Here is a 25,898-nt window from a genome sequence, read left to right as displayed (position 1 = left end):
ATAGAGGCTATTGGTTCACATAATCCAATAGCCTCTATTCGTTCGTGTCATCGATTTATTTCAAATATGAATACGATCTGTGACATCATACGGATCACTTGTCAGTTGGAGTCGATTCATCGCGCTTCCGACTTTGAGGGTCCCGAAGTCGGGCCAACCAAAGATATAAGCATTTCCCTGGCTAGCCCGTCTAATAATTTCGTCCTTGGGCAGTCCCGCCTCTTTAAACCAATCAAGTTCGTCAAAAAAAGCATCACCATGAGGAACGAGAAAAGCTCCTGCATCGGTCCCCACCCCGAGTGAAACCTTAAATTGATAGGCTTCTTGAATCTTAGCCAAGTGACCCTGCAGTATTCGGGTTAAGACCGATTTCTCCTGCTTAGAATAACGATCCGAATCGTATTTCAGGATATTTCCAATAGGGGCAACAGTAGGTACCCAAGCAATTCCCTTTGCATGCATACGCTTGAGTTGCTCTGTTGTGAGATAATAACCATGCTCGATTGAATCAACACCCGCTTCAATAGCTACAGAGATACCCTCATTCCCACTTGCATGAGCCATTACCGGAATTCCCCGATCATGGGCACTCTTTACGAGTTCCTTGAGTTCTTCAACTCTCCACTGTATGGGCCCGACTACCCCGTAAGTATCGAATTTTATAAGGCCTGTAACCACTATTTTTAGCTGATCCAAACCTTGAGCAAAAAAAACCTCTTGTAGGTCTCGCCATTCTTGTATCTTATTAAAGCCGCGCCCTAGAAAACGCCCGTACTTCCCTTTACGCTGCACAGCTTCGCGAACGGATAAAATTTTAGGCCCAATCCATTCACCCGAATCCACCTTTTGTTTAGCCTGCCAAGCAAATCCAGGAAGATCCCCCCCATCTCGTATGGCGACGATCCCTTGTTCAAGATAATGTCGTAAGTAGTTCTGAATATTCATCCCAATCAGCTCAGGCCGGCTCCAGTTGTCTAAACATTGATAAAAGTCGAGACTATCCAAAGCAAGGTGAACATGAGCATCTAACCAACCTGGCATTAGATAATAGGAATCCCAAGTAAAAACATTATCAGAGGTACAAAAAAAGGGATATGAAATATCAGCGGCTTCAAGTAATGTAATTTTGCCTTCCTGCCATCTAACCCAGCTCTTTTGTAAAACCAGCCCTTTTTCAGGGCTCCAATATCCCGCGAGTAGAGCTTCCCCGGACTCTGGTATATTCCAAATTTCATGTTTTGAACTGCACGAAATCTTCATAGTTCTCCCTTTCCCGTTCTCTTGTTATCTTTCTATTTAAATAAAATAATCAAAGATTCTCAAAGTCTGTTAAAAGGGTTACTTGGATGCCGCGCTAATCTCGCAAAAGATTATTAGGAAATTTCGGAGCGTTTACAATTCTATAATCTTGTAACCATTATTGTATCACTTTTAAGGAAAAACAAAAAAACAGGCCACATTTCTGTGACCCACTTTCGTGATTTATTCATACATTGTTTTCAATAACTCTTGTACAGTTTCATTTTCCAAATAATCATCATACGACATCTGACGATCCACGAGACCATTAGGTGTGATTTCCATAATCCGATTAGCAATGGTTTCAACGAACTGATGGTCTTGAGAAACAAAGAGCATCGTACCACTAAAATGAGTTAGTCCATCATTAAGTGCTGTGATAGATTCTAAGTCCAAGTGATTAGTCGGCTCATCGAGAAGGAGAACATTCGCACCGCTGAGCATCATGCGAGAAAGCATACACCGCACTTTTTCCCCACCTGAGAGGACATTTGCTGGTTTCTGGGTTTCATCTCCCGAAAAGAGCATCCGCCCAAGAAAGCCGCGAACGAAGGATTCATCTTGATCCTTAGAGAATTGTCTCAGCCAATCAACAAGATTAAGATCAGTCTCGAAATACTCCGAGTTGTCATTCGGCAGATAGGCCTGCGAAGTCGTTACACCCCAGCTAAACGATCCCTCATCAGGTTCAATTTCCCCCATAAGAATTTGGAACAAAGTTGTTTTGGCAATGCTATTCGGCCCCACGAAGGCAATTTTATCCCCTTTATTAACAATAAAGGAAAGATTTTCGAAAACCTTTTCTCCCGAAACAGTTGCCGTTAAATGCTCGACCGCCAAAAGTTGATTACCTGCTTCACGGTCAGGTGTAAATGCAATATAAGGATACTTACGGGAAGACGGCTTTATATCCTCTATAGTCAATTTTTCCAAGAGTTTCTTACGAGAAGTTGCTTGCTTAGCCTTAGAGGCATTCGAACTAAACCTTTGAATAAATTTTTGCAAATCCGCAATTTTATCTTCTTTTTTCTTATTGGCATCCTTCATCAGTTTTAATGCCAATTGACTGGATTCATACCAAAAATCATAGTTCCCCACGTACATTTGGACCTTTCCAAAGTCAATATCGGCGATATGTGTACACACTTTATTTAAAAAGTGACGATCATGAGAAACCACGATAACAGTGCTTTCAAAATCCAAGAGAAAATTTTCCAACCAATTGATCGATTGAAGATCCAAGTGGTTGGTGGGCTCATCGAGTAACAAAATATTAGGATTGCCAAAAAGAGCCTGAGCCAAAAGAACACGAACTTTTAAACTTGCGTCGAGTTCTTCCATCAATTTCTCGTGAAGATCTTTAGTGATTCCCAGTCCCATCAAGAGTTCAGCTGCCTCAGCTTCTGCTTGCCAACCGTTCAGATCTGCGAATTCCCCTTCGAGTTCTGCAGCTCGAACACCATCTGCATCAGAAAAATCCGGTTTAGCATAGAGGGCATCCTTTTCTTCCCTGATCTGATAGAGTCGTGTATGCCCCATAATGACAGTGTCTAACACTTTATACTGTTCGAATTCAAAATGGTCTTGTTTAAGGACTGCAACCCGTTCTCCGGGGGTTATGACAATTTCTCCTTTGGAGGGCTCAATTTCCCCTGAAAGAATTTTTAAGAAGGTTGATTTTCCTGCTCCATTGGCACCGATTAAGCCATAACAGTTGCCTGGCGTAAATTTAACATTGACATCTTCAAACAAGGCACGCTTTCCAAACCTTAACGTTAATCCACTTGTACTAATCATTCTTTTAAATCGTTCCTTTAATCACTTTATTTTACAACAATAACCCATTATATCATAAATTACGTCTGGAATCACTCCCATTCTTTCCAAATCTCTGGGTGGTAACCAATTGTCGCTTTCTGTCCATTACGAACAATCGGTGTTGTATATAGCCCGGGGTTATTGAGTAAAAGTTCTTCACGTGTGCTACTTGAACGAATAAACTCAAGATTTAGCGCTTTGTATACCTTCCCCGCTTTATTAAATAAATCGTTTAAGGAAATGGACCGTTTTATGCTGTCTAATTCACCCTTGCTTAATGCTTTTTCATTGAGATCAATGAATTGATATTTAATCTTTCTTTCTTTGAAGTAGCGTTCGGCTTTTTTGGTATCAAAACATTTCTTCGTACCGAAAATTTGGATATTCAAGTCTCTGAGGCTCCTTTCCGCACCATATTACAAAAGTGATCCGCATCATAAAGATAAAGGCTGGAAACACTAATTCTTATTAAAGGAGGACAATTATGAGTGTTAATTATCATTATATTAAAATAAAAGTACGAGGCTTTCAAACAGAGAAAGGACAATATCGACCCCACATAATTGCGGGTACCTTAAGCGATGTTGAGGATTGTCCTGAAAAATGCGACTGTTGTGCGGACTTGAGGAAAGTTAAAAAGATGATGAAGCGCAGTGTTTTTAAGTGTCATCGCCTCTACGAAATACTTGAGAGACGTAATCGTCTTGTTGAAACTATGGGAATGGAAGAAGCTACGGATTTTCATTTTGCTCAACTCGCTGACATGAAGACTGAACAGTCTAATTTCCGTAAGAACATACGAATTAATTAAGTATGTAACAACGCAGTTTTTTGCATTATAATTTCTGATAATTGCTTGTCTAGCCTTCTTTAAATTTCTTTTTATAGTTGTATTTTCAACGAATTATTTTTATTGACACACGACATTCATCGTAGTAATATATAAGTTTTGTAAAAACGCAAAATATGTGGTATACTATAAGTATAGTTGCTTAGGAGGTGGGTCAATGTTTCACGTTGGCGACAAGATTCTTTATCCCATGTATGGAGCCGGAATTATTGAGGCGATTGAAGAGAAAGAAGTCCTTGGCCAAAGCCAGCTCTACTATATCTTAAATATACCTCATATTAACATGAAAGTTATGGTTCCTACTCAAAAAACCTCGAATCTTAATATTCGCGAGGTTGTTGAACCCGAAACAATTGACGGTGCCCTTCGGGATTTCAATACTGGAAATACAGATCCAGTTATCTATGATAATAAACGCTCCTGCAATGAAATCAATAAAGAGAGAATCAAGAGCGGTGATATCTTTAAGATCACTGAAATCATCCGAGATTTAACACGAAAAAGCAAACGTAACAAAAATAAGTTGGGTATGGATGATGCAAATATGCTGAATACGGCTCGGCAAATTTTAGCAAGTGAAGTCGTTCAAGTTAAAGGAATCACCCAAGAGCAAGCCGTAAATTTATTAAATAAAGTCATTAGTACTCAAGAAGCTATTAACGCATAAAAGATGAGATCCTCCTGGGTAATCAGGTAAGGGTCTCATCTTTTGTTATTTCCTAAGCTCTTACTTTACAATTCAGTCCAGACGCAAAGCAAATTGTGGACAAACAGAAGCACAATAACCGCAGAAAATACATTTTTCTTCATCAACGTGCGCCTTTCCTTCATTAAGGGTTATAGCATTTGCTGGGCAGTTGTTGATGCAAATACCACACCCCTTACAAAATTTCGAAAATCGCTTTAAAGTTCTGTTTCTCGGAAAAGTCAATTTGATTGGAGCTTCATTTTTAAAAGTAGGAATATCATTAAAAATCTCCAGGTTCAGCTGCAACTCCTCCAAGGTTAACATGCCAGTCGCTAAGGAGCTAATCTCAGATATTCTTCTCACAAAATTGAAACTTTCACGAGGATTAGTGGCTAAACGTCCTCCGCCTAAAGGCTTCATCGCATAGACCCCTTTACCTGATGCATGCCCATTCTGAATTACCTGCAACATATCTAAAAGTTGACCTTCAAATATGCCTAGACCGAGGAGATTGATAACTGGGTTGAGTACATCGATAAATTCGACCTCGACAGCTTGTTGCAGAAGCTTAACAGAATGAGTCGACAATCCAATTGCCCGAATCCAACCCTTGGACTTAGCATCAAGGAGACCTTCAAAAACTCCCGCTTTATCCTTCAATAAGCTTGCAGTACTCTTATTGATATGTAGAATCATAAGATCAATATAATCTCGATCTAGAGCCATTCGTGCTTCCTCAATTGCTTTTAACATTTCTTTTTGATTAGGAGATGTGGAGTGAACAGCTAAAACAACATCTCCTGAAAATTGGTCTAGTGCACGTTTTATTCGAGAATAGGGCCGATAAATCTGGTCTGTCGTGTCAAGAAAGTTTATCCCTTGTTCTAGCCCTGCTAAAATAAGCTGGGCCCCTTCTTCCTCTGAAACTTTTGACATCAGAGATCCCATTGGCGCTACAGCAAAACACAATTCACTGACTTGCGGTAGTCCTGCGCAAAAATGGTTCTTTTTCATGTCTTTAACTCTCCCGATTCTATTGCATACTTAATTCGTTCTCCGAAGATAATTATCTAAACACGCGAGTACTCTCTTAAATTGGAAAGAATGAATCGCTGAAAAATCAATAACAACCCCCATAAGTTTCGGGAGCAAACCATTTAGCTCTACATCGATCGTATAGCAAACCCTTGTGCTTCCATCCTCTTGGGGCGTAATTGTCCAATACGTTTCCCCTAGAACAACACCAGCATAATATACAATTTCAACCCGTTCATTGGGCCGCAGGTCGTTTACTGAACATCTGAACCAGCCACCAGAAGCCCAGACTTCAATTTTATCTCCGATTCTATCTAAACTTTGCTCAATTTTCTTAACTCTAACTCCCCATGGCCACCATTTAGCATATCCTGGGATATCAGAGAGTACCTCATATATTTTTTCTGGAGGATAAGAATAAAGACGACAATCACTGGCCATTAAATGCTGCATAAATTAAGACACCTCTTTCTAATCTTCCAATTCTCTAAATCACATCGTATTTCCTTTAATGAACGCTGTATATTATCATCCTTTTTGAACATCAATGATTCATTCAGAACTGATAAATCTTGCGAAAGCAAACCCCTCAGTCTACAATAAAAGATAACAGAAAGGAGCGTAAGACATGCGAAATTTTAATTATTCTACTCCAACTCAAATCTTTTTTGGTAAAGATCAGATAAACGTCTTGTCCGAACAAATTCGAATTTTTGGAGGTTCACGCGTTCTTCTCGTTTATGGCGGCGGAAGCATTAAACGCATAGGACTCTATGACAAAGTGCTTGAAATATTAAAAACTAATGATCTTTCGCTCTTTGAATTAGGCGGGATTGATCCCAATCCCCGAATTGAGAGCGTTCGACAAGGTATTAAAATTTGTCGAGATAATAACCTCGACTTTGTTCTCGCCGTAGGGGGCGGAAGCTCAATTGATTGCGCTAAACTTATCGCAGCAGGCTTCTATTATGAGTCAGACCCCTGGAATTTAATGATTGGCAAAGCAAAATGTGAAAAAACACTACCTCTTGGCTCCATTCTAACACTCTCTGCCACTGGTTCAGAAATGGATAATTTCTCAGTGATTAGCAACCTGGAAGCTCATCAGAAAATAGGTCTAGGCAACGCTGTCCTGGTCCCTAAATTTTCAATTCTTGACCCAACCTATACCTATAGCGTCCCTAAAAAACAGACTGCTGCTGGAACAGCGGATATTATGAGCCATACTATCGAAAATTATTTTACGGTGGTTAAGGGGGCCTATCTGCAAAGTCGGTTGGCAGAGGGAATTTTAAAGACCTGTATCCAATATGCTCCAATTGCCTTAGAAGATCCTGAAAATTATGAAGCAAGAGCTAACTTAATGTGGTCTTCCAGCCTAGCTATCAATGGGCTCTTAAGTTATGGGAAGGAAAGAAATTGGAGTTGCCATCCTATGGAGCACGAATTAAGTGCCTATTATGATATTACCCATGGTGAAGGCCTTGCGATTTTGACCCCATACTGGATGGAATATGTTTTAAATGATGCTACAGTTGAACAATTTAAAGATTACGGAATCAATGTTTGGGGTTTAAAACCTAATGAAGATCCCTATATCATCGCTCAACAAGCCATCACGAAAACGAGAGAATTCTTCGTTTCTTTAGGTCTACCATCAACGCTTCGCGATGTAAATATTGGCGAAGAAAATTTAAAAGTTATGGCCAAAGCTGCAACAAAAAAAGGAACGATCGGTGAATTCCGACCGCTCACTACTGAAGATGTCTATAATATTTATAAATCAGCACTATAATATTTTTTCAACTGATTACGCGATAGTAAACTCCGCCTCATTACCGGAAATGAGAGCGGAGTTTACTGTTTCTCGCCCATTACAAAAAGCTACAGGAGTGTCTCAAACGGAAAAAGTCTCATACGGAATAGGATCAACTAATCCAGCTTCTTTAAACCCTTTAAGACGTAAAGTACAGCTATCGCAGATCCCACACGCCTTTTCCCCTCCCTGATAGCAACTTGTCGTCAGGTGCAGAGGCGCGCCATTCGCCATTGCCAACTGGATTGTAGCCGCTTTTGAAAGTTGAATAAGAGGTGTTCTAATAGTCATCGCTTTTCCATCAACACCTGCTTTCGTTCCTACCTTAACAACTTGTTGGAAAGCTTCGATAAACTCAGGACGGCAATCTGGATAACCGCTGTAATCAATTGAACTCACCCCAATGAATATGGCTTCAGCACCAAGAACCTCGGCATATCCTAGAGCATAACTTAAGAAAAGAATATTGCGAGCTGGAACATAAGTTACTGGGATTCCCTCTGCTTCTTGATATGCAGGTACGGATATCGAAGGATCCGTCAGAGCGCTTCCTCCTACATAATCGATCTCAAAAATACGGTGCTCCTTAACCCGATAAAAAGATGCCACTGCTTTGGCACTCTCAAGTTCTCTTTGGTGTCTTTGTCCGTAGTTAAAAGAGATTGGATAAAGCTCATAACCTTCTTGATGAGCTACACTCATACATGTAGTGCTATCTAATCCTCCAGAAAGTAAAATAACGGCTTTTTTCATGCTGTTGCTTCCCCCTTCTTCCCATTATTATTCCCATGAAAAAGAACTAAAGACCAAATATATCCTCCCAAAGCTTTTGCTAAAAATTGCCCCAAAATAACCCAAGGGATAAAACTGCCAAAAGCAAGCGTTGGAAAGGCTATTGAATCGACTGCTGCAGATACAAGATTAGATCCATTTACTTTAATTAGCTTGGGTTCATCCCTTAGAAAATGATAAACTAAGGTATCCGCTAATCCTGTAAGTAGAAAGGCGACAAACGACGCAATAGCAATTTGTCCCGCTCCCCTATTCACTAAATAGGATAAGATTGCACCTGTCCCAATGAGGAGTATCATTTTGAGCTTAAGATTTTTATGATGCCATCGCTCATGTAAAGCATCACGCGAAACAAGATCAAAAGCGATCAACAGAAAGGCATTGATCGGGGTTGAAATGGGTCCAAAATACGCTACAGATATATTGGATAAAACATTTGCGGCGAGATATGCAATAACGATAAACATGGAGCATCTCCTTTGAATGTAAGAATACCATCTATTATAACGCAAAAATGACAAATTAAGCAGTAAGTTTATGGTATTAAACAAAGAAGACAAGGAGTTGAGAAATCCCATGATTTTAGCTGGCGATATTGGAGGTACGAATACACGGCTTGGTATATTTGAACAAAGCGGATCCGAGCTTTGTCTGGTAAGACAAAAAAAACAAGCCAGCACAGGCTGGCAAGATTTAGTACCTGTAATATATGATTTTTTAAAGAATGCAGGCGTAAGCCCAGAGGAGATAGAGTCAGGCTGTTTGAGTTTTGCTGGGCCTATCCAAGACAATCACTGTCAGTTAACCAATCTTGGCAAAACGATAGATTTAGAGCGCGTTCAAAAATCCATAAATATTGAAACACGTCTGAGTTTTTGTAATGATCTCGTTGCACTTGGTTATGGGCTTCTGTCACTGAAGCCATCGCAACTTGACTGTCTTACCACAAAAAAATCAGCTTGTTCCTACACACATTTACCCTCTTTTAATCGAGCAATCCTTGCTCCAGGAACAGGCTTAGGGGAATCCCTTATCATAGAAGAACAATACGTAATGCCCACCGAAGGGGCACATGGTGATTTCGCTCCCCGAAGTGAGTTAGAGGTGCGCTTATGGCGTTTTCTTCATCTCGAATTCGGACATGTAAGCAATGAAAGAATCCTGTCCGGGCCGGGACTTACACGCCTTTATCGTTTCTTCCTGAATGAAGCGGGCAAAGATGATCAAACTTCTTCCCTACTCTCTCCAGAAGTAATTACTCAAAAAGCAATTGCTAAAAGCTGTCCAGTATGTGAACATGCTCTTAACCTTTTCCTTGAAATTCTAGGAGCAGAAGCAGGCAATTTAGCCCTCAGAAGTTTAGCGTTCGGTGGAATTTATCTTGGAGGCGGAATTGTACCTAAGCTGCTCCCGCAGTTACATGAGGGAAGGTTTCTCAACGCGTTTTATGATAAAGGTAGATTTTGCGAGTTACTCGAAAGTATCCCCGTCTATGTCATTCTAGACGAAAAAACGGCTCTCTATGGAGCCGCTCGATATGCGATTCTTCAACGAGATTAAAGACCTGAAAGCTACATAATCACACTCTTAGTGCTGGACACCTGCTTGAATATATTTATTCTACATAATACTGATCATCAAAGATATTCTCATGCTTCTTAAGCTTAACCGAATGATCGGGATTCGATCGTAAATGAACTAATAGCTTAAAAATAAGTTCTTCAGTATTCGGACAGTCTAATTGTTCAACCAATTCCTCCACCGTAAATTTCTGATTGCGGTGCGCACGCAAGAAAGCGAGGACACAATTCTTAAGCGTAATAGCTTCTCCCGTACATGTTTTTCCCATTTCCACAGCAGGCTGATGATAGGCGTTGACATTCACTAAGAGAGCATAGATACTGACAGCCCGTTCAAAAAGGCTGATGAGCATTCCAATTGAGAACGGCGTAACGTCAGAAATCGTGATCGTGATCGATTCACGACCTTTCATCGTCAAGGCTGCGCGTGTTCCGAGTAGAGAAGCCTGAAGATAATCTCCGCTTGTGCTATTATCAGCGAGGATTGGGGAGAGTTGAACTCGATCCCTCAACACTTCGATAAACGTGACGAAAAAATTATCTGAACCCTCGAGGAGTTGCTGAACATAAGAATGCTGGTCTGTCGAACCTTTATTTCCGAAAACGGCTAGACCTTGATGTACAATGCGTCCTTCGAGGTCTTTCTCTTTTCCTAAAGACTCCATGATAAGTTGCTGTAAGTATTTCGAGAAAAGTACAAGTCGATCCTTATATGGAAGCATCACCATTTGCTTGCCCCCCTTGCCTTCGGTGGCCTTATACCACATTAAGGCGAGAAGAGACGCTGGATTTTGTGAAGTTATAACACCTCGCGTTTTTTCATCACAGAGCCGAGCACCAGCCAGCAAAGAATCAATATCAATCCCCTGCAATGCGAGCCCGACGAGCCCTACTGCTGAGAGGACAGAAGTTCTACCCCCCACCCAATCCCACATGGGAAATGACCGAAGCCATCTTTCGGATTGAGACGTTTGATATAGCTTACTTCCTACTTGCGTAATACTTACTGCATGTTTCGAAAAATCTAAAGATTTTATGTGATAGCGGTTTTTGGCTTCGAGCATTCCATTTCTCGTTTCGAGCGTTCCGCCACTTTTAGATATTACAATACAGAGGGTAGAATCGAGCTCAGGTTCTAACCGTGTAAAAATCTGATCCATCCCATCAGGGTCAGTATTATCAATAAAGTATAACACCATTTGATCTTTATTAGTTCCAAGTGCTTCTGAGACAAACTGAGGCCCTAAACAAGAACCTCCGACTCCAATAAGCAGAATATTTTTAAAGATGCCCCCGTTTTCAGGACGAATTTTTCCGCTATGAATTTGTTGCGTAAATACCTTTATATTTTCTATATTTTCTTGAATGGCTTGCGCTATCTCCATGTCTGGAGCTAATTCGGGATTTCTTAACCAGTAATGTCCTACCCTTCGGTTTTCATCCGGATTCGCAATTGCGCCTTTTTCCAATAAATCAATTTGAGCGTATATCTTCTCCATTTGAGGAGCCATTTGACTAAAGAAATTTTCTGAGATCGTCATATGGCTAATATCAAGCATTAGATTCAAATCAGAATATGCGTAAAAACTGTTCTTGAATTTTTGCCAAAATGATTCGGTCAATTTGTCCACCCTTCCTTATCTGTCTCTTTCTATAGATGCGTGATGATTGAGCCAATATTCTACATAAACCTGTATATAATTGTTCTGTGTGATTCTGAGAAATCCTCTTCAAAGTTAATCCTTCCCAAGGACTGATGCCTAAATCATCGACTTTTTAGAAATAACCAAGGGATTATTTCGACTTCCCTTTAGGACATTCCCCTCTTTGACTTCCACGAATTTATCAAGAATTACATTTTCAAGAACTGCATTCTCAGCGATAACACATTTCTGCATAAGAATACTATTTTTAACTTTAGCACCGGGTTTAACCACCACTCCTCGGGATAAGATTGAATGCTCAACTTCTCCATCGAGTAAACATTCACATGTCAGTAGAGAATCTCGAACATTAGCACTTGAACTGTAGAAGGTTGGAGGTTTATCACGAACTTTAGTATAAAGGCGATTCTTGCTCTGTAGGAGCTCTTCGCTGATCTCTGGATTCAAGAGATCCATATTTCGATTAAAATAATCCGCAATGGAGCGGATCCTACCAATATAGGCGTTGGTTCGAAATGCATAAACTTTGAGTAAGTTTATGTTATCCCTAATAGCTTCTTGGAGATCGATCGTATCAATGGGCTTATAGCCTCTGATTAACTCTAATAATAGTTTACGACGAATGATAAACATATCTATGAAATAGGGCTGAATACTCGCGGGATCCTCTTTTCCTTCTTTCTCCACCAAAGCTTGGACGGTTTGCCCCTCATCCAAAGCTAAGACCATTCTTCCCTCAAGATCACTAGATTGGTCTGACTTTTTATAAAGCATTGTAATATCGGCTTGCTTTTTCTCGTGAAAGTTAATAGCATCTCGATAATTGATATTATAAACTTGGTTACAGTTCGTGATTACAACATTTTCAGAAACATCCTTTTCCAAAAATTCAATGTTAAGGGCGATATCCTTAATCAAAAATTGGGATTGCTCACTGATTAAGCCATGATTAGCTCCAGGTAATACGAATAGTCCGCCAGATTTACGGTCCAGGTACCAATCTTTACCGGCACCTGTATGATCAAGTACAGACCGGTAATGTTGGGGAGTAATTAACCCTACCGTTCGAATTCCTGAATTGACGAGACTAGATAAAGCGAAATCGAGGAGCCGAAATTTTCCGCCAAAAGGAACAGCTGCAATCGGCCGCTCCTGAGTCAAGCCTTGAAGTAAATCGGAACGGGTATTTCCAAAAATGATGCCAATAACACTCCTCATCTTCTCTCTTCCCTTTCTGCACACGTAATGATGAAATCTTAACGGCATAGCCCTCCTGCCTCGAGGACTGTACCTTGGGGGACAATATCATGATCCTGTACAACAGTTATGCCTGAATGGGCTGAGCTATATTTACCCACAGGCCGAATCAAGCAGTGGCTCTGAATTTCAGTCTTTTCGCCGATAATGGCTTTTTCTATATACGTATTTGCGTCGATTTTAGCGTGAGGAAGAACAATACTATCCTTAACTTCAGATGCTTCACCGACATAAACCCCTGGCGCCAAGATTGAATTGCTGACCTTTCCCAATACAATGCAACCATTACAAATCAGACTGTTTTCGATCTTCGCATCTACCCCCACATAATGCGGAGTTTGAACCGTATCATTGGATAAAATTCTAAATTCAGGGTCAAAAAGGTTAACTGACTCTTGAGAACGTAACGACTCCATGCTCGCCTGGTAATAGCTTTCTATCGTTCCCACATCCTTCCAATACCCTTGAAAAGAATAGGCGTAGAGTTTTCTTCCTTGATTAAGTAACATAGGAATAACATTCTTTCCAAAGTCATGTTCAGAATCCTCATCCATTTCATCTTCAATGAGTGCTTCTTTCAAGACTGACCAGTTAAAAAGATAAACTCCCATTGAGGCCAGATTACTTTCCGGCTGATATGGTTTTTCCTGGAACTTTGTGATTTTATAATCTTCGTCCACACTCATAATTCCAAAACGTGTGGCTTCTTTCCATGGAACTTCTAGTGTCGAGATGGTCACCTCTGCCTCCTTTTCCTTATGAAATTCTAAAAGTGTAACATAGTTCATTTTATAAATGTGATCACCTGAAATTATGAGCACATACTCAGGGTCATAGTGATTGATAAAATCGATATTTTGATAAATCGCATTAGCAGTTCCCTTATACCAACTACCCTCAGTTTCACCCATATAGGGTGGAAGAATATTGACTCCGCCAAAAGCTCGATCAAGATCCCAGGCTGAACCTGTACCAATATAGGAATTGAGAATAAAAGGCTTATATTGGGTCACTACCCCTACCGTGTCGATGTTCGAATGCGAACAATTACTCAGGCTAAAATCAATAATTCGATATTTTCCCCCAAAAGAAACGGCAGGTTTAGCGATATTCCGGGTTAGGCAGCCTAACCGGCTCCCCTGCCCCCCAGCTAATAACATAGCGACACACTCTTTTTTTAGCATAATCACACTTCCCTCTACTATCCTATATATTCGCTTGTCCATAAATCATTCTTTTAGCGACACCGGATGTTCCATATTTTCTCAGCATATTCGCTTACCGTCCTGTCACTGGAAAAGCACCCTGATCGTGCGATATTAACAAGGGTAGATCGCGACCACTCTTTTTTCTGAATGTAGAGGTTAAGTATTTTCTGATAGGTTTCGTAATAGGAGCAAAAATCCTTAAGTACAAAAAACTCATCATTATAGTGGAGAAGTGAATCATGAATCGTAATAAATTCTCCACCAACCTCTTGAAAGTAACCACAAACCAGTTGATCTAGAATCCGTTTTAAATCAGGATTCTGCAGATACTCATCCCACGCTTTATAACTGCCTTGATAAGCATAATGAAGAACTTCTTCAGCCTTGAGCCCGAAAATAAAAATATTTTCCTCTCCGACCGCTTCGCGGATCTCTATATTGGCGCCATCCAAGGTCCCTAATGTCAGTGCTCCATTCATCATGAATTTCATATTTCCCGTCCCCGAGGCTTCTCTGCCCGCTGTCGAAATTTGTTCACTGATATCGGCAGCCGGATAGATCAATTCTGCTAAAGAAACATTAAAATTCTCAAGAAAGACAAGCTTAATTATTTCATTCACGTCTTTGTCTGTATTGATTTTCTGAGCAAGGGTGTTAATCAGTTTGATCAAGGTCTTTGCATAATGGTAACCAGGTGCAGCTTTTCCCCCAAAAATAAAAGTTTGGGGTTCTATAAAATAATTGGGATTCGCTTTTAACTGGTTATAGAGATTCATAATTTTAAAGACATTTAAAAGTTGTCTCTTATAGGCATGAATTCGCTTCACTTGGACATCGAACAAAGAAGAAGGGTCAAGAACTATCCCCTGTTTTTCCTTAACATGCTTGATAAGGCGAAGTTTATTATTCAATTTGACTTTTGCCAATTGTTCAAGAAAGCTCTGATCATTAAGAAAAACTTCAAGTTTTTGGAGTTCTTCTGCATCCCTTTTCCAATGGGGGCCAATCGCCTCTGTTATGAGATGGGATAATCCAGGATTTGCGGCATAAAGAAAACGTCGGTGACTTACCCCATTCGTTTTGTTATTAAAGCGTTTCGAGTAAATCCTATTAAATTGAGGAAAGACCTGTTCTGTGAGTAAACGGGAATGAAGTTTCGCGACTCCGTTAATGGAATGACTTCCGATAATCGCCAGATGAGCCATATGAACCTGCCCATGACGAATCACTCCTGCAAAAGCAGGGAGTTCTGGATCTTCTGGAAAGTTAAGAATATGTTCTTCACGGAAACGGCGATCGATTTCTTCGATAATCATATAAATTCGAGGGAGAAGGGATTGAATCATTTCAACTGACCATTTTTCAAGAGCTTCAGGCATAATAGTATGATTCGTATAGCTTGTCGACTCTACCGTTATCTTCCAAGCTTCATCCCAGCCCAAGCCTTCTTCATCTATTAGCAGTCGCATTAACTCAGGAATGCAGAGTGCTGCATGGGTATCATTGATATGAATAGCTACCCACTGCGCAAAATCTAAAAGTAACGTATTTCCCTTTTTATAACTCTGTAAAATTGACCCTAGGCCTGCTGCTACGAAGAAGTACTCCTGCTTTAAACGCAGCTCTCGCCCTGCAATGTGACTATCCTCAGGATATAGAATCGAAGAAATAGCTTCAACTTCCGATTTATAGCTCTGGGCTTGTTTAAATTCGCCCCTATTAAATAAATCCAAATCTAAACCTGCAGCCATCGGCTCTGCACTCCAGAGACGTAAGTTATTGATGTAAAATGGATTTCGATAACTAAAAACCGGTATATCATAAGGAACAGCCAAGATGGGTTCATAATTCTCTTGGACGAAGGTTAATTTCCCTTTAAGCGATTCCATTCGCACCTCCCCCTTGAAGCGAACAACAACCGATTTATCCGGTTTACGCATTTCCCAAGGATATCCATTTTTAAGCCAGTTATCTGCGATTTCAGCTTGAAAACCATTGATTATCTTTTGCTCGAATAATCCATATTTATAATGGATACCGTTCCCATGGCCCTTAATTCCCTTGAAAGACATGGAATCGAGAAAACATGCTGCTAACCGCCCTAACCCACCATTTCCTAAGCCAGCATCACTTTCTTGTGCTAACAGCTCATCGAGATTGATGTTAAGATCTGCTAACCCTTCTCTGACTAAATTTAAAATTTCCATGTTGACTAAATAGAATGGCAGAAGCTTTCCAATCAAAAACTCCATTGAAAAGTAATACACTTGTTTTTCTTTTTCGCGGGAATAGGCCTCATTGGTCAAAGCACGGCATAAACTCACCTTTTCCTTAAGCAGAAGGACGAGCGCATGATACTTATCCCAGGAAGTCCCTTCATCGAGTGTTTTTCCTTCCGCTTCAGCGAATTTCTCTAAGTAGGCTTGCTTAAAACTCTCTTTATCGAAAAACAAGCAGACTCCCCCTCTTAATTTTGCGAAGATCATTAACGTTACTAAAAAATTAACGTACTAACATGTTTATTAATGAGAGGGCAGATTATGCTAAATGGGTTTTATTGGTAATTCATATTTGATTATATCGTTTTGTTCTCCTCATGGGTACGGAAAAAAAACACTATTAGCCGTAGAAAAACAGAAACTCCTGCTGAATTAGCAGGAGTTTCTGTTTTTCTTAACTGAAGCCCCTTAGAAAATTACCAAGAACTAGATAAAAAACGGTCTGATTATACTAATCAGGCCGTGATAAGGATCATGCGTGAAGTTTCTGATGATGCTCCTCTATCAACTTTTTTACATTTTCTCCAAGTCCATTAAAAAACATGTTTTGCAACCACATTAAATATTGTTTGATCGCTTCATGTTGTTGATGACTAAATTCCATATATGCGACAAGTGACATATATTCTGTATCATAGAGGAGGGAAGCCGTAATTGTTTCGGTAAAGGACTCTGCATTCAGAGCTTGTAAAGCTATAGATTCCTCTGAAAGCTCACCTTGCAAATTATCAAAACCTGGAGGGAGTACTTCAAAATCCTCAGTCAAATAATAATGGAAGATATGAACTAAGGACTGGAGAATAGTGACTAGTGAATGCTCCATATCAGTTGAAGATGCAAAAAGCGCAAAGCAATGATGTTGTGGACAACCCACTACTGCTTCACCTTGAAGGCTAAAATCCATAACAGGAATTAGAAGGGGTTCTCTTGTAAGACCTGCTAAAAATCCTGGGTAATTGTCTTTGAAAATCTTAAAGGCTACAGAAATTTCTTTATGAAGGGAAAGAAAAGGTTGATCTTCCTTAATCCGGACCGTTTCCAATATCTTTAGCAATTCAAGAATTTCCCCTTCAAAATATGCAAAGCGTGATCCCTCTGGGCAATGTCCCAAGACGTGATTAATCCAAAATGTCAAAGCATCTTCAGGTGGAATCAGGATATATTGGCAACGTGCACGATAATGTTTAAATTTTAAATCTGTCGCATTCTGCCTTAAGTCAAGAATGAAATTTTGAAGCACAATCTTGTCAACGGAAATTAAGAACTCAATAGTCTGATGAAGGAGAAAGCGTGCTTCATGTGGAGTGCTTATCTTCTTATACCTTTCCCGCAATAACCCAATACGACGATTCATCCCGAGGATTTCACTCGCATTCTTTCGAAACATCCTCATACACCCCTTTCAAGGTTTTTGAATTCAAGTAATGAAGAGTTCCTCATTCGGATTCAAAAATCCTTGGAAAAAGGTGTCTATTACTTCCATTATATGGTAAGTTGTGTCGGACAATCTCTAACTTATTATGCGACGAGCTCCAAGATAGCGAGGTGACCAATAAGAATTATTCATATTCTCGTAGGTTACTCCACCGTTCGAAGAATCAATCATCGTATTATTTCCGGCATAGATTCCCACATGAGTGGCACCTGAACCATACGTTGTAAAGAAAACGAGATCTCCTGGTTGCAAGTTTGAACGAGAAACTGCGGTTCCCTGGTTATATTGAGACTGAGAAGTCCGAGACAAGTTAATACCCGCATGGTGGAAAACATATTGCGTAAAACCGGAACAATCAAAGCCACTTGGACTTGTTCCGCCCCAAACATAAGGCGTACCCAAAAACTGTGAAGCGTAACTAAGAATGGACTGAGCCCCCCCAGATACAGCAACTGGCTCAGATCCACTCGAGCTTCCAGTAGAGCTGGTCCCTCCATCTGAGATTGGGCTTTGGGCGGCTAAACGTGCCTCTAACTCTTGCTGAGCGATTAACTGCTGAACTCGATCCACATTCGATTTAGCATTCAATCTTGCCCGATAGGTTGATTTTTCCTGTGCGCTCAATTGAGCAACAAGTGTTTTTTGCTTATCGAGAGCCACTTGAACAGTCTGCTGACTCTGGGTTTTCGCTTGAAGCAGATCTTGAAGTGAACCGCTTTTTTCTTTAATTTGAGCTTCTTGTGTCGATAAATCTTGATTGATCTGTGTTAGATCCAGTTGCAGTTTACTATAAGTATTAATGATCGTCGATACATCTTCCAGACGAGTTAAAAAATCAGTTAAACTACTCGCCTGAAAAAGAACTTGGAGATAACTTGATGCTCCTTCTTCATAGCTTGTTCGTATGTATTGTCCTAAAGCTTCGACATGATTTTCACGTTCGGTTTCAAGTTCTTTTTGTTTATTCTCAAGGGCTTTTAAATTTTTTTGTTCTATATTTAATTCCTTTTGATAAGCAGAGATACTTTCATTTAAAGTTTGGATCGATTGTTGAAGGGCTGACGCCTGAGCGGATGCACTAGATGTCTCTTGCTTCTGTCCTGCTAATTGTGTATTTAACTGATTATACTGAGACTCATATTGTTGCAGCTGGTCTTGCAAATTACTCGCTTGAACGGGATAGACTTGTAAAGTTGTTCCCATTAAGCTGAGGCAAAGTATCGATGTGAGTATTTTCTTCATCCTTAATAACTCCACTTCCTAAGATTATTCACTCCATGTCCGTCGATAATGATTAAAAACTATTTCGACAGAAAGCCTAAAAATCCTTGTGGAGTTGTCTGGAAAAAGACCATTTAGTTTTCTCTTCTCAGTGCAGCAATCGCGCTCGTGTAATACTGCTATCTCCATATTTTTCTTTTATAGAATCAATCACTTTGACTAACCTTTCACGTTTTTTTTCAGGTTCATCAAAAAGAGCGAGCTGTACTTCATCCTGACGTATTAGATGATGAAGAGTTATCCCAATTAAGCGAATAGCTTGTTTTAATGATACTTCCTGGAGAAGTTGACATGCTTCTTGATAGATAATGTCTTCCAGATTAGTCGCTTTGTTTAATGTGTGGGAGCGAGAAATTGTACGAAAATCAGAATAGCGAACTTTAAGGGTAACCGTTTTCCCTTTCATTTGCTCTTTGCGAAGGCTTTGAGCGATATCACAAGCAAGCTCGAGTAAAATAGTTCCTAATACTTCACGGTCGGCAAGGTCATCATCGAAAGTTGTTTCTCGCCCGATTGATTTTGCTTCTTTCTCACTTACTACAGGTCGATCATCAATACCTCGTGCCAAAGCATAGATCTGATTACCCCAAGTACCAAAGATATGAGTGAGATAATCTTGTTCAATCTGCCTTAACTCACATATGGTGTGAATATTTAAACCATGAAGACGCTCCGCCATTTTATCTCCCACTCCCCAGATCCGCTCAACGGACAAAGGGTCAAGAAACTCTTGCACTCTATCAGGATTCACCACAACAAATCCATTGGGTTTCTCCAAGTCTGAAGAAATTTTTGCTAAAAATTTATTACTTGCAACACCAATAGAAGCAATGAGATTGATTTCGTTCTTAATACGTTCTTTAATCTCTCGAGCGATTTCTGATGCCGAACCAAACAATCGTATTGAATCAGTAACATCTAAAAAAGCCTCATCAATGGATATAGGTTCCACCAAAGGAGTATACGTCAGAAAAACGTCGCGTATTTCCTGTGATACCTGCCAATATTTTTTTCCATTAACCGGTAAAAAAACTGCCTTAGGGCAACGACGATAAGCTTCTGTTAAGGGCATTGCTGAATGAATTCCTGCCTGGCGCGCTTCATAGGAAGCTGCTGAAACAACACCACGTCTATCTGGCTTACCCCCGACAACAACTGGACGTCCCTGAAGAGAAGGATCATCTCGTTGCTCCACTGAGGCATAGAAAGCATCCATATCGACATGAATTATCTGACGTGAGTTAAAAACATCGCTCATAATTTAACACCTCATAACCATTAAACATAGCTAGATTATAACATTGTTAACCCCTAAATTTTATTTCTGATCATTAAAAAAGCTCAGCCTCAGCTGAGCTTTTTTAGGTAGGGAAATGCACATCAAAAGTAGTTCCCTGAGAAGAGGTCTTAATTGAAATCCGAGCTTTATGTTTTTCGGCAATCCTGAAGCAAACGGCAAGACCTAATCCTGTTCCATTCTCTTTTGTCGTAAAGAAAGGATTGCCCAATTTCTCAAGAACGTCAGACTCTATACCAGATCCCTGATCCTGTACCTCCAAGACAACTTCATTATCCACACAAAAGGTCCGCAAACTGAGAATTCCTCCAGGTCGCATCGCATCAATCCCATTCCGGGCTAAGTTAAGAATCATCTGGCGAATTTCTCGTTGATCAAGCATTAGATTCGGGATCTCCTCAAGCTCCATCCGAACGTCATTCATATGATTGAAGGCATCCGCTTGAATTAAAGGAAAAAGGGTTTTAAGAAGAACATTAATATCATCCATCTTTAATTCTACAGCCTGGTTTTTCGAAAGCGTAAGAAATTCCGTAATGATAGAGTTCGCTCGATCGAGTTCACTCATCATCAATTCAAAGTATTCTTGATTTTCGTTATGCTGTGGACGTGCCTTCATCATTTGTAAAAAACCACGGACTGTGGTCATCGGATTTCTAATTTCATGGGCAATCCCAGCAGCCATTTCACCAATCAAATCAAGACGATCTAAACGAGCCATTTCCTTCTCAAGGTGTAAACGCTCTGTAATATCAGTGACCACCCAAAGCAAGCATCTCTCCCCTTTTAATTTTAGAACCTCAGTTGATAAGAGACCATCCCGTATCATGCCCGACTTTGTCTCATAAGTTATACGAACATTACGAAGTAATTCTTCCTGAGGAAATAACATAATAGCATTACCTTCTATAAATTTAAACATTTCTGGATTGAGATTTTCAACCTCTTCAAGCCGATATCCCGTGATATTCTCCCAACTTTCATTAACATCAACCAAACGGCCATCCTTCATGGATTGAATTACCATTAAGTTAGGGCTGAACTCAAACGTTTTGTGAAAAAGTTGCTCAGAAAGTTGAAGTTTTTCGTTAGATGCACATAGTTCCAAGGTTCGTTCCTGAACAAGTTTTTCTAATAGTTCATATTGTTCATTGCGCGCTTTCTCGATTTCCTGACGTTCTGTGATATCTCGAATAGAGCAAACGATTAGGTATTGATCATCTAAAATGGCCTTTCCTAACGAAATTTCAATAGGGATGGGCTTTCCCTTTTTAGGTAACCCTATCGTACACAGTAGCTTAGTATTATCTGCTGCAAGGGACTGCTCTAGTTCAGGAATAAGTTGAGAAGCCTCTTTACCGATAATTTCACTAGACTGATAACCAAATATTGCTTTGGTTGCTGAATTCGCATTGACAATACGTCTTTGCGAATCAATGGCTAAAATAGTATCAACTGATACATCATAAATAGCTCGGGCTAATGCTTCTGCCTTTCTTAAAGCGGCGGTGGTAGATTTAAGTTCTTGGTTAAGATCTTCAAGTTCAGTGGCATGCTGCTGTAAGAGATGACTTTGAGTTTTAATTCGGGCTTGGGTCTGATAAATCTTTATAAAACCCTCAACTTTCTTAATCAAGACAGCCGGTTCAAAAGGCTTGAAAATATAGTCAATTCCGCCCGAAGAATATCCTTTCTGAACATGTTCTGAGGCTTGACTGAGTGCAGTAATAAAAATAATGGGGATATCCTTCGACTTTTTTCTCCGTTTAATTAAACGAGCTGTCTCAAAACCATCTAAATTTGGCATTTGAACATCTAGCAGAATAACTGCGAACTCTTCTTTTAAAACCCATTTTAAGGCTTCCTCACCAGAGGTTGCTTTGATCACCTGATATTCAGCGGATGACAGGACAGCCTCTAAAGCCATTAGATTTTCCGGATGATCATCGACTAGTAAAATATTGACTTGGCTTTTTTCTGCTTTGCGTATACTCACAGTACGACAATCTGCCTCTTTTCTATATTATCTTCCGAAAGATTTTAGCTTTTAAATCTACGGGCTCGTAACATGGAATCTGGGCTGATAAGATAAGCGCTTCTTTATTTCCAAGTCCTAGAAACCCTGAGGTCTTCAGGCTTTCAAGCAGCAGTCTATGAACCTGTTTCTGAAGTTGTTTATTAAAATAAATCATTACATTCCGGCAAAGAATCAAGTCAAATTCATTAAATGATTGGTCATTTACTAAATCATGTTGGGCAAAGATGATCGACTCTGCAAGTGTGGGATCAAAAATTACATGTTCACCATCTACCATGTAATATTTAGAAAAAGCGTTCTTTCCCCCGGCCTCAATATAGTTTCGAGTGCATTTTTGCATAGAGGCAATGGGAAAAGATCCTTTTTTGGCTTCTTCAAGCGTCGCCTCATTTATATCTGTAGCATAAATCTTAACTTTACTTGCGAGCCCTTCTTCACGCAGAAGAATCGCTAATGAATAAGATTCCTCACCTGTAGAACATCCAGCCTGCCAGATTCGGATACGCGTTAACTTCTTTAGGGTAGGGATTACGTTAATTCTTAAAGAAAGGAAAAAATCGGGATCGCGGAACATTTCTGTAACATTAATTGTAAAATCTCCAAATAGTTTTCTCATCATACGAGGATCATGTAGCACTAGTTCTTGCAATCTTGATATACTCGGTAAGTTCTCAACCTGTAACCGGTGTTTCACTCGACGTTGGAGGTAAGGAGCAGTATAGTTCCGAAAATCGTAACCGTAATAACGATAAATTCCTTCTAATAGAAGTTCAATTTCGAGGGTTTCAAGCTCATTATTTGAAGGTTTACTAATCTTAAGCCCCCCTCTCATAGAGCCATACTCGCATCAGAGAAATGAGTTGTTCTGCATTAACCGGTTTTTGAATATAATCTGAGGCTCCTGCTTCCAGGCACTTCTCCCGGTCATTTTTCATAACTTTTGCCGTGAGAGCGATGATGGGCAAAGTTATGTATTCTTCATTCTGACGGATGACCCGCATTGTCTCATACCCATCCATTTCAGGCATCATGATATCCATGAGTATCAAGTCAATCTCTGCATGATTGGAAAGCACTTCAAGTGCGTCTCGACCATTTTCAGCAAAAAGGGCATTCATATTGTTGGATTCCAGGAGAGAGGTCAAGGCAAAAATATTGCGCATATCATCATCCACAATCAAAATTGTTTTCCCCTCGAGTGAGACCGAATTCGGAACCATTGTTTCGGAATCTTCTAGAAGTGGTTCGGTAGAAGTGGCAACCTGATCTAAAACAGGAATCTCCTTTTGAAGTTGCGTTGACACTGCAATAGGGATGTAAAGGGTAAAAATGCTTCCTTTTCCGACTTCACTTTGTAGCTTAATCGTCCCGCCTAATAAATGAGCTAACTCACGGCTAATGGATAATCCCAAGCCGGTACCCCCATACTTTCGGCTCATGGTTCCATCGACTTGACGAAAGACTTCAAATATTGGCTCCTGCATCTCTTTCGGGATACCCATTCCTGTATCGGTAACAGAAAGCGCAAGTACCGAGGTTCCTCTTAATTCCTCCCGTAATATCCTTTTTTCAGAGGGTTGATAAAATTTGAGTTCAATATGACCCTTATCCGTAAACTTAAAGGCATTGGATAGAAGATTTTTAAGAATCTGCAGAACGTGTTGCTTATCCGTAGTAAATATTTGAGGAAGGTCAGGTGAGATTTTAATTTCAAAGGATAGCCCTTTTTGATGTGCTACAGGAGAAAACTGACACTCCATCTCCTTCTGCAATTCATTCAAACTCACTTCACTGAATACAATATTCATTTTTCCAGATTCCACTTTAGATAAATCCAAAATATCATTAATTAAGTCGAGTAAATCCTTTCCTGCAGAATGAATGGTAGATGCATATTCCACTTGCTTTATCGTTAAATTTCCATATTTATTATCAGCCAAAGTCTGAGCAAGGATTAACATACTATTAAGGGGCGTCCTTAATTCATGTGACATATTTGCCAAGAATTCAGACTTGAATTGCGATACTTTCTCAATTTCCCGAGTTTTAACCTCCGACTCTCTATTCTGTTTTTCCAGTTGCTCATTGGTACTTCTAAGCTCTTCATGCTGTAATTGCAGTTCTTCAGACTGAACCTGCAATTCTTCGGTTAACGTTTGGGATTGTTCGAGAAGCCTCTTCACTTGCATCTGTTGAGCGACACTATGAAGAGCAATTCCAAGGATTCCTGTGATACGTTCGAGTAGCTTTTGCTCAAATATAGAAAAGATATGGAAAGACGCAAACTCCAGAACTGCTAGTACTTCTCCCTCAAATTCAATCGGCAGAAGAAGAATATTTCGAGGCAGGGCTTCTCCTAACCCAGAGTGAATTTTAATATAATCTTCAGGAATATTGGAAAGCAATACTTTTTGACGATCCTGAGCACATTGTCGGACAAGCCCTCCGTCGAATTGAATAGTTTGTTCTTTCAAAAGGTCTAGATCACAGGCATAAGACGCTAGCGGACTAAAAAAGTGTCCTGCGCCTATTCCATATCCATTATCACGTTCCCCTTTTCTAAGATACAGAATGCCCAATTGCGCATTGATAATAGGACTTATCTTGTTCAAAAAAAGGTTCGCCATTGTCGTTAAATCGCTTATTCCTTGAAATAAAATTATAATTTCGCTTACTTTGGTTTCGAGCAAGGCTGTGTCTTGTAACGTTTGTTTATAGATCTCTTCTTGTTGAGTATGTTGTTCAATAGAATCCACTAGTCTGTTATAGGCCAATCCGATCGGTTCAAGTTCATTTTGGGGGATATCTTCAATTCGAAGAATGTGCCCATTTTGATCACGTACACGAGTAATCCCTTCCGATAGGCTACGGATACTAAGGCTAACCCCTTGCATAGCCCATCGACTAACTACCATACCTAATACTAGAGCCAAAACTAGAAAGAGGAGCATCAAAACAATTGTCATTTTATAGGTCTGGGTAGATTGTGAGAGTAGATCATGCATTTCTGTATGTTCAAGATTTTGAAATGCAATGCTTTTCTCCTGAATATCTGATCTGACTTGATTCTGTTCCGGAGTAAGGAATAAGTGTGTTGCTTCCTCTCTTTTACCCGCTACAAGGAGGTTAAGGACATCTTTAATATCTTCTCCATAGATAAGATTGACTCGCTGCAGTTCTGTAAGCAATTCCTTCCTTTGATTATCATCTACTGTATTCAGTAATTCTTGGATGGTTTGGTTCGATCTGAGACGGGAATCCTCTATGAGCTTAATTTCTTCGGGCGTTACTATTGAGGGATCTAAGAGCAAATCTCGAATACGCTTAGCCGTATTCGTCCGTTCAGTTTCAACTTCTTCTGTTAAGCTCACTTTATCATAACGAACTAAGACAAGTTCGTTAATGCTTTTATTTTGGTCCCTCAACATGAATATTGAAAGCGAAACACTTAAGGCCATTAGGATAAGCACAAATCCGAAACCGATAAAAAGCTTAGAGCGAAGTCGCATAATATGTCCTCCAGTTTGTAAAAACGTTTCTTCTATATAAGATTATTTTCCT

21 protein-coding genes are annotated in these 25,898 nt (G+C 39.9%); 4 read left to right on the top strand and 17 right to left on the bottom strand.

All coding sequences use genetic code 11. From position 1 onward, the window contains the following. Nucleotides 1–60: 60 nt before the first annotated feature. The 3 genes from DESME_RS06600 to DESME_RS06590 all read right to left on the bottom strand — a co-directional run bounded on the left by DESME_RS06600 (nt 61) and on the right by DESME_RS06590 (nt 3,506). The gene (locus DESME_RS06600; RefSeq protein WP_006715502.1) at nt 61–1,260 is read right to left on the bottom strand and encodes an amidohydrolase family protein; all 1,200 of its coding nucleotides are present in this window, start codon (nt 1,258–1,260) and stop codon (nt 61–63) included. 222 nt (nt 1,261–1,482) lie between these two features. Then, a complete protein-coding gene (locus DESME_RS06595) occupies nt 1,483–3,096 on the bottom strand; it encodes an ABC-F family ATP-binding cassette domain-containing protein (RefSeq protein WP_006715503.1) in 1,614 nt (537 codons plus the stop codon). 71 nt (nt 3,097–3,167) lie between these two features. Further along, entirely contained in the window at nt 3,168–3,506 is a 339-nt protein-coding gene (locus DESME_RS06590) for an arsenate reductase family protein (protein ID WP_006715504.1), read from the bottom strand. 95 nt (nt 3,507–3,601) lie between these two features. On the opposite strand from DESME_RS06590, the gene DESME_RS06585 reads away from it, so the two are divergent. Continuing rightward, a complete protein-coding gene (locus tag DESME_RS06585) occupies nt 3,602–3,928 on the top strand; it encodes a hypothetical protein (protein WP_006715505.1) in 327 nt (108 codons plus the stop codon). A 196-nt stretch (nt 3,929–4,124) separates the two neighbouring features. Further along, nucleotides 4,125–4,634 carry a CarD family transcriptional regulator gene (locus tag DESME_RS06580; RefSeq protein ID WP_006715506.1) on the top strand — a complete coding sequence of 170 codons (510 nt, stop codon included), beginning with the start codon at nt 4,125–4,127 and terminating at the stop codon, nt 4,632–4,634. Nucleotides 4,635–4,706: 72 nt separating this feature from the next. Here DESME_RS06580 and DESME_RS06575 read toward each other — a convergent pair whose 3' ends face one another. Further along, nucleotides 4,707–5,669 (bottom strand): aldo/keto reductase, encoded by a 963-nt coding sequence (locus tag DESME_RS06575; protein ID WP_006715507.1) that lies wholly within the window; start codon nt 5,667–5,669, stop codon nt 4,707–4,709. Nucleotides 5,670–5,699: 30 nt separating this feature from the next. Next, nucleotides 5,700–6,143 (bottom strand): type II toxin-antitoxin system RatA family toxin, encoded by a 444-nt coding sequence (locus DESME_RS06570; protein ID WP_006715508.1) that lies wholly within the window; start codon nt 6,141–6,143, stop codon nt 5,700–5,702. A 175-nt stretch (nt 6,144–6,318) separates the two neighbouring features. Between DESME_RS06570 and DESME_RS06565 the strand changes: the two genes are divergently transcribed. Continuing rightward, nucleotides 6,319–7,485: an iron-containing alcohol dehydrogenase gene (locus tag DESME_RS06565; protein WP_006715509.1), complete on the top strand. Its 1,167-nt coding sequence runs from the start codon at nt 6,319–6,321 to the stop codon at nt 7,483–7,485. A 102-nt stretch (nt 7,486–7,587) separates the two neighbouring features. On the opposite strand, the gene queC is transcribed toward DESME_RS06565, so the two are convergent. Both queC and DESME_RS06555 read right to left on the bottom strand, forming a co-directional pair. Next, the gene (queC, locus tag DESME_RS06560; protein ID WP_006715510.1) at nt 7,588–8,259 is read right to left on the bottom strand and encodes a 7-cyano-7-deazaguanine synthase QueC; all 672 of its coding nucleotides are present in this window, start codon (nt 8,257–8,259) and stop codon (nt 7,588–7,590) included. Beyond that, a complete protein-coding gene (locus DESME_RS06555; protein ID WP_006715511.1) occupies nt 8,256–8,765 on the bottom strand; it encodes a VUT family protein in 510 nt (169 codons plus the stop codon). Before DESME_RS06555 ends, queC begins: the two co-directional genes overlap by 4 nt. 70 nt (nt 8,766–8,835) lie before the next feature. Here DESME_RS06555 and glk point away from each other — a divergent pair, with 70 nt between their 5' ends. Beyond that, nucleotides 8,836–9,858 carry a glucokinase gene (gene glk, locus DESME_RS06550; RefSeq protein ID WP_025248703.1) on the top strand — a complete coding sequence of 341 codons (1,023 nt, stop codon included), beginning with the start codon at nt 8,836–8,838 and terminating at the stop codon, nt 9,856–9,858. 55 nt (nt 9,859–9,913) lie between these two features. On the opposite strand, the gene DESME_RS06545 is transcribed toward glk, so the two are convergent. From DESME_RS06545 to DESME_RS06500, 10 genes are all read right to left on the bottom strand, one after another. Then, nucleotides 9,914–11,500: a glucose-6-phosphate isomerase gene (locus tag DESME_RS06545; protein ID WP_006715513.1), complete on the bottom strand. Its 1,587-nt coding sequence runs from the start codon at nt 11,498–11,500 to the stop codon at nt 9,914–9,916. Between the two features lie 138 nt (nt 11,501–11,638). Further along, the gene (glgD, locus tag DESME_RS06540; protein ID WP_006715514.1) at nt 11,639–12,760 is read right to left on the bottom strand and encodes a glucose-1-phosphate adenylyltransferase subunit GlgD; all 1,122 of its coding nucleotides are present in this window, start codon (nt 12,758–12,760) and stop codon (nt 11,639–11,641) included. 38 nt (nt 12,761–12,798) lie between these two features. Beyond that, complete coding sequence (locus DESME_RS06535) at nt 12,799–13,983, bottom strand: glucose-1-phosphate adenylyltransferase (RefSeq protein ID WP_025248702.1); 1,185 nt, start codon at nt 13,981–13,983, stop codon at nt 12,799–12,801. 53 nt (nt 13,984–14,036) lie between these two features. After that, a complete protein-coding gene (locus DESME_RS06530; protein WP_006715516.1) occupies nt 14,037–16,460 on the bottom strand; it encodes a glycogen/starch/alpha-glucan phosphorylase in 2,424 nt (807 codons plus the stop codon). Nucleotides 16,461–16,758: 298 nt separating this feature from the next. Beyond that, nucleotides 16,759–17,673 (bottom strand): hypothetical protein, encoded by a 915-nt coding sequence (locus DESME_RS06525; protein WP_025248701.1) that lies wholly within the window; start codon nt 17,671–17,673, stop codon nt 16,759–16,761. A 123-nt stretch (nt 17,674–17,796) separates the two neighbouring features. Further along, entirely contained in the window at nt 17,797–18,963 is a 1,167-nt protein-coding gene (locus tag DESME_RS06520) for a C40 family peptidase (RefSeq protein WP_006715518.1), read from the bottom strand. A gap of 127 nt (nt 18,964–19,090) precedes the next feature. Beyond that, complete coding sequence (gene dinB / locus DESME_RS06515) at nt 19,091–20,260, bottom strand: DNA polymerase IV (protein ID WP_006715519.1); 1,170 nt, start codon at nt 20,258–20,260, stop codon at nt 19,091–19,093. A 103-nt stretch (nt 20,261–20,363) separates the two neighbouring features. Further along, on the bottom strand, nt 20,364–22,295 hold the full coding sequence (locus DESME_RS06510) for a response regulator (RefSeq protein WP_006715520.1): 1,932 nt from the start codon (nt 22,293–22,295) through the stop codon (nt 20,364–20,366). Between the two features lie 22 nt (nt 22,296–22,317). After that, nucleotides 22,318–23,169, bottom strand: a complete 852-nt coding sequence (locus DESME_RS06505) for a CheR family methyltransferase (protein ID WP_006715521.1) — start codon at nt 23,167–23,169, stop codon at nt 22,318–22,320. After that, entirely contained in the window at nt 23,153–25,846 is a 2,694-nt protein-coding gene (locus DESME_RS06500; protein ID WP_006715522.1) for a response regulator, read from the bottom strand. Before DESME_RS06500 ends, DESME_RS06505 begins: the two co-directional genes overlap by 17 nt. Nucleotides 25,847–25,898 lie beyond the last annotated feature (52 nt).

The sequence above is a fragment of the Desulfitobacterium metallireducens DSM 15288 genome (genome assembly GCF_000231405.2).
GTDB lineage: Bacteria > Bacillota > Desulfitobacteriia > Desulfitobacteriales > Desulfitobacteriaceae > Desulfitobacterium_A > Desulfitobacterium_A metallireducens.
Note: the sequence above shows the minus strand (reverse complement) of the source record. Positions and strands in the feature narration are given on the sequence as shown.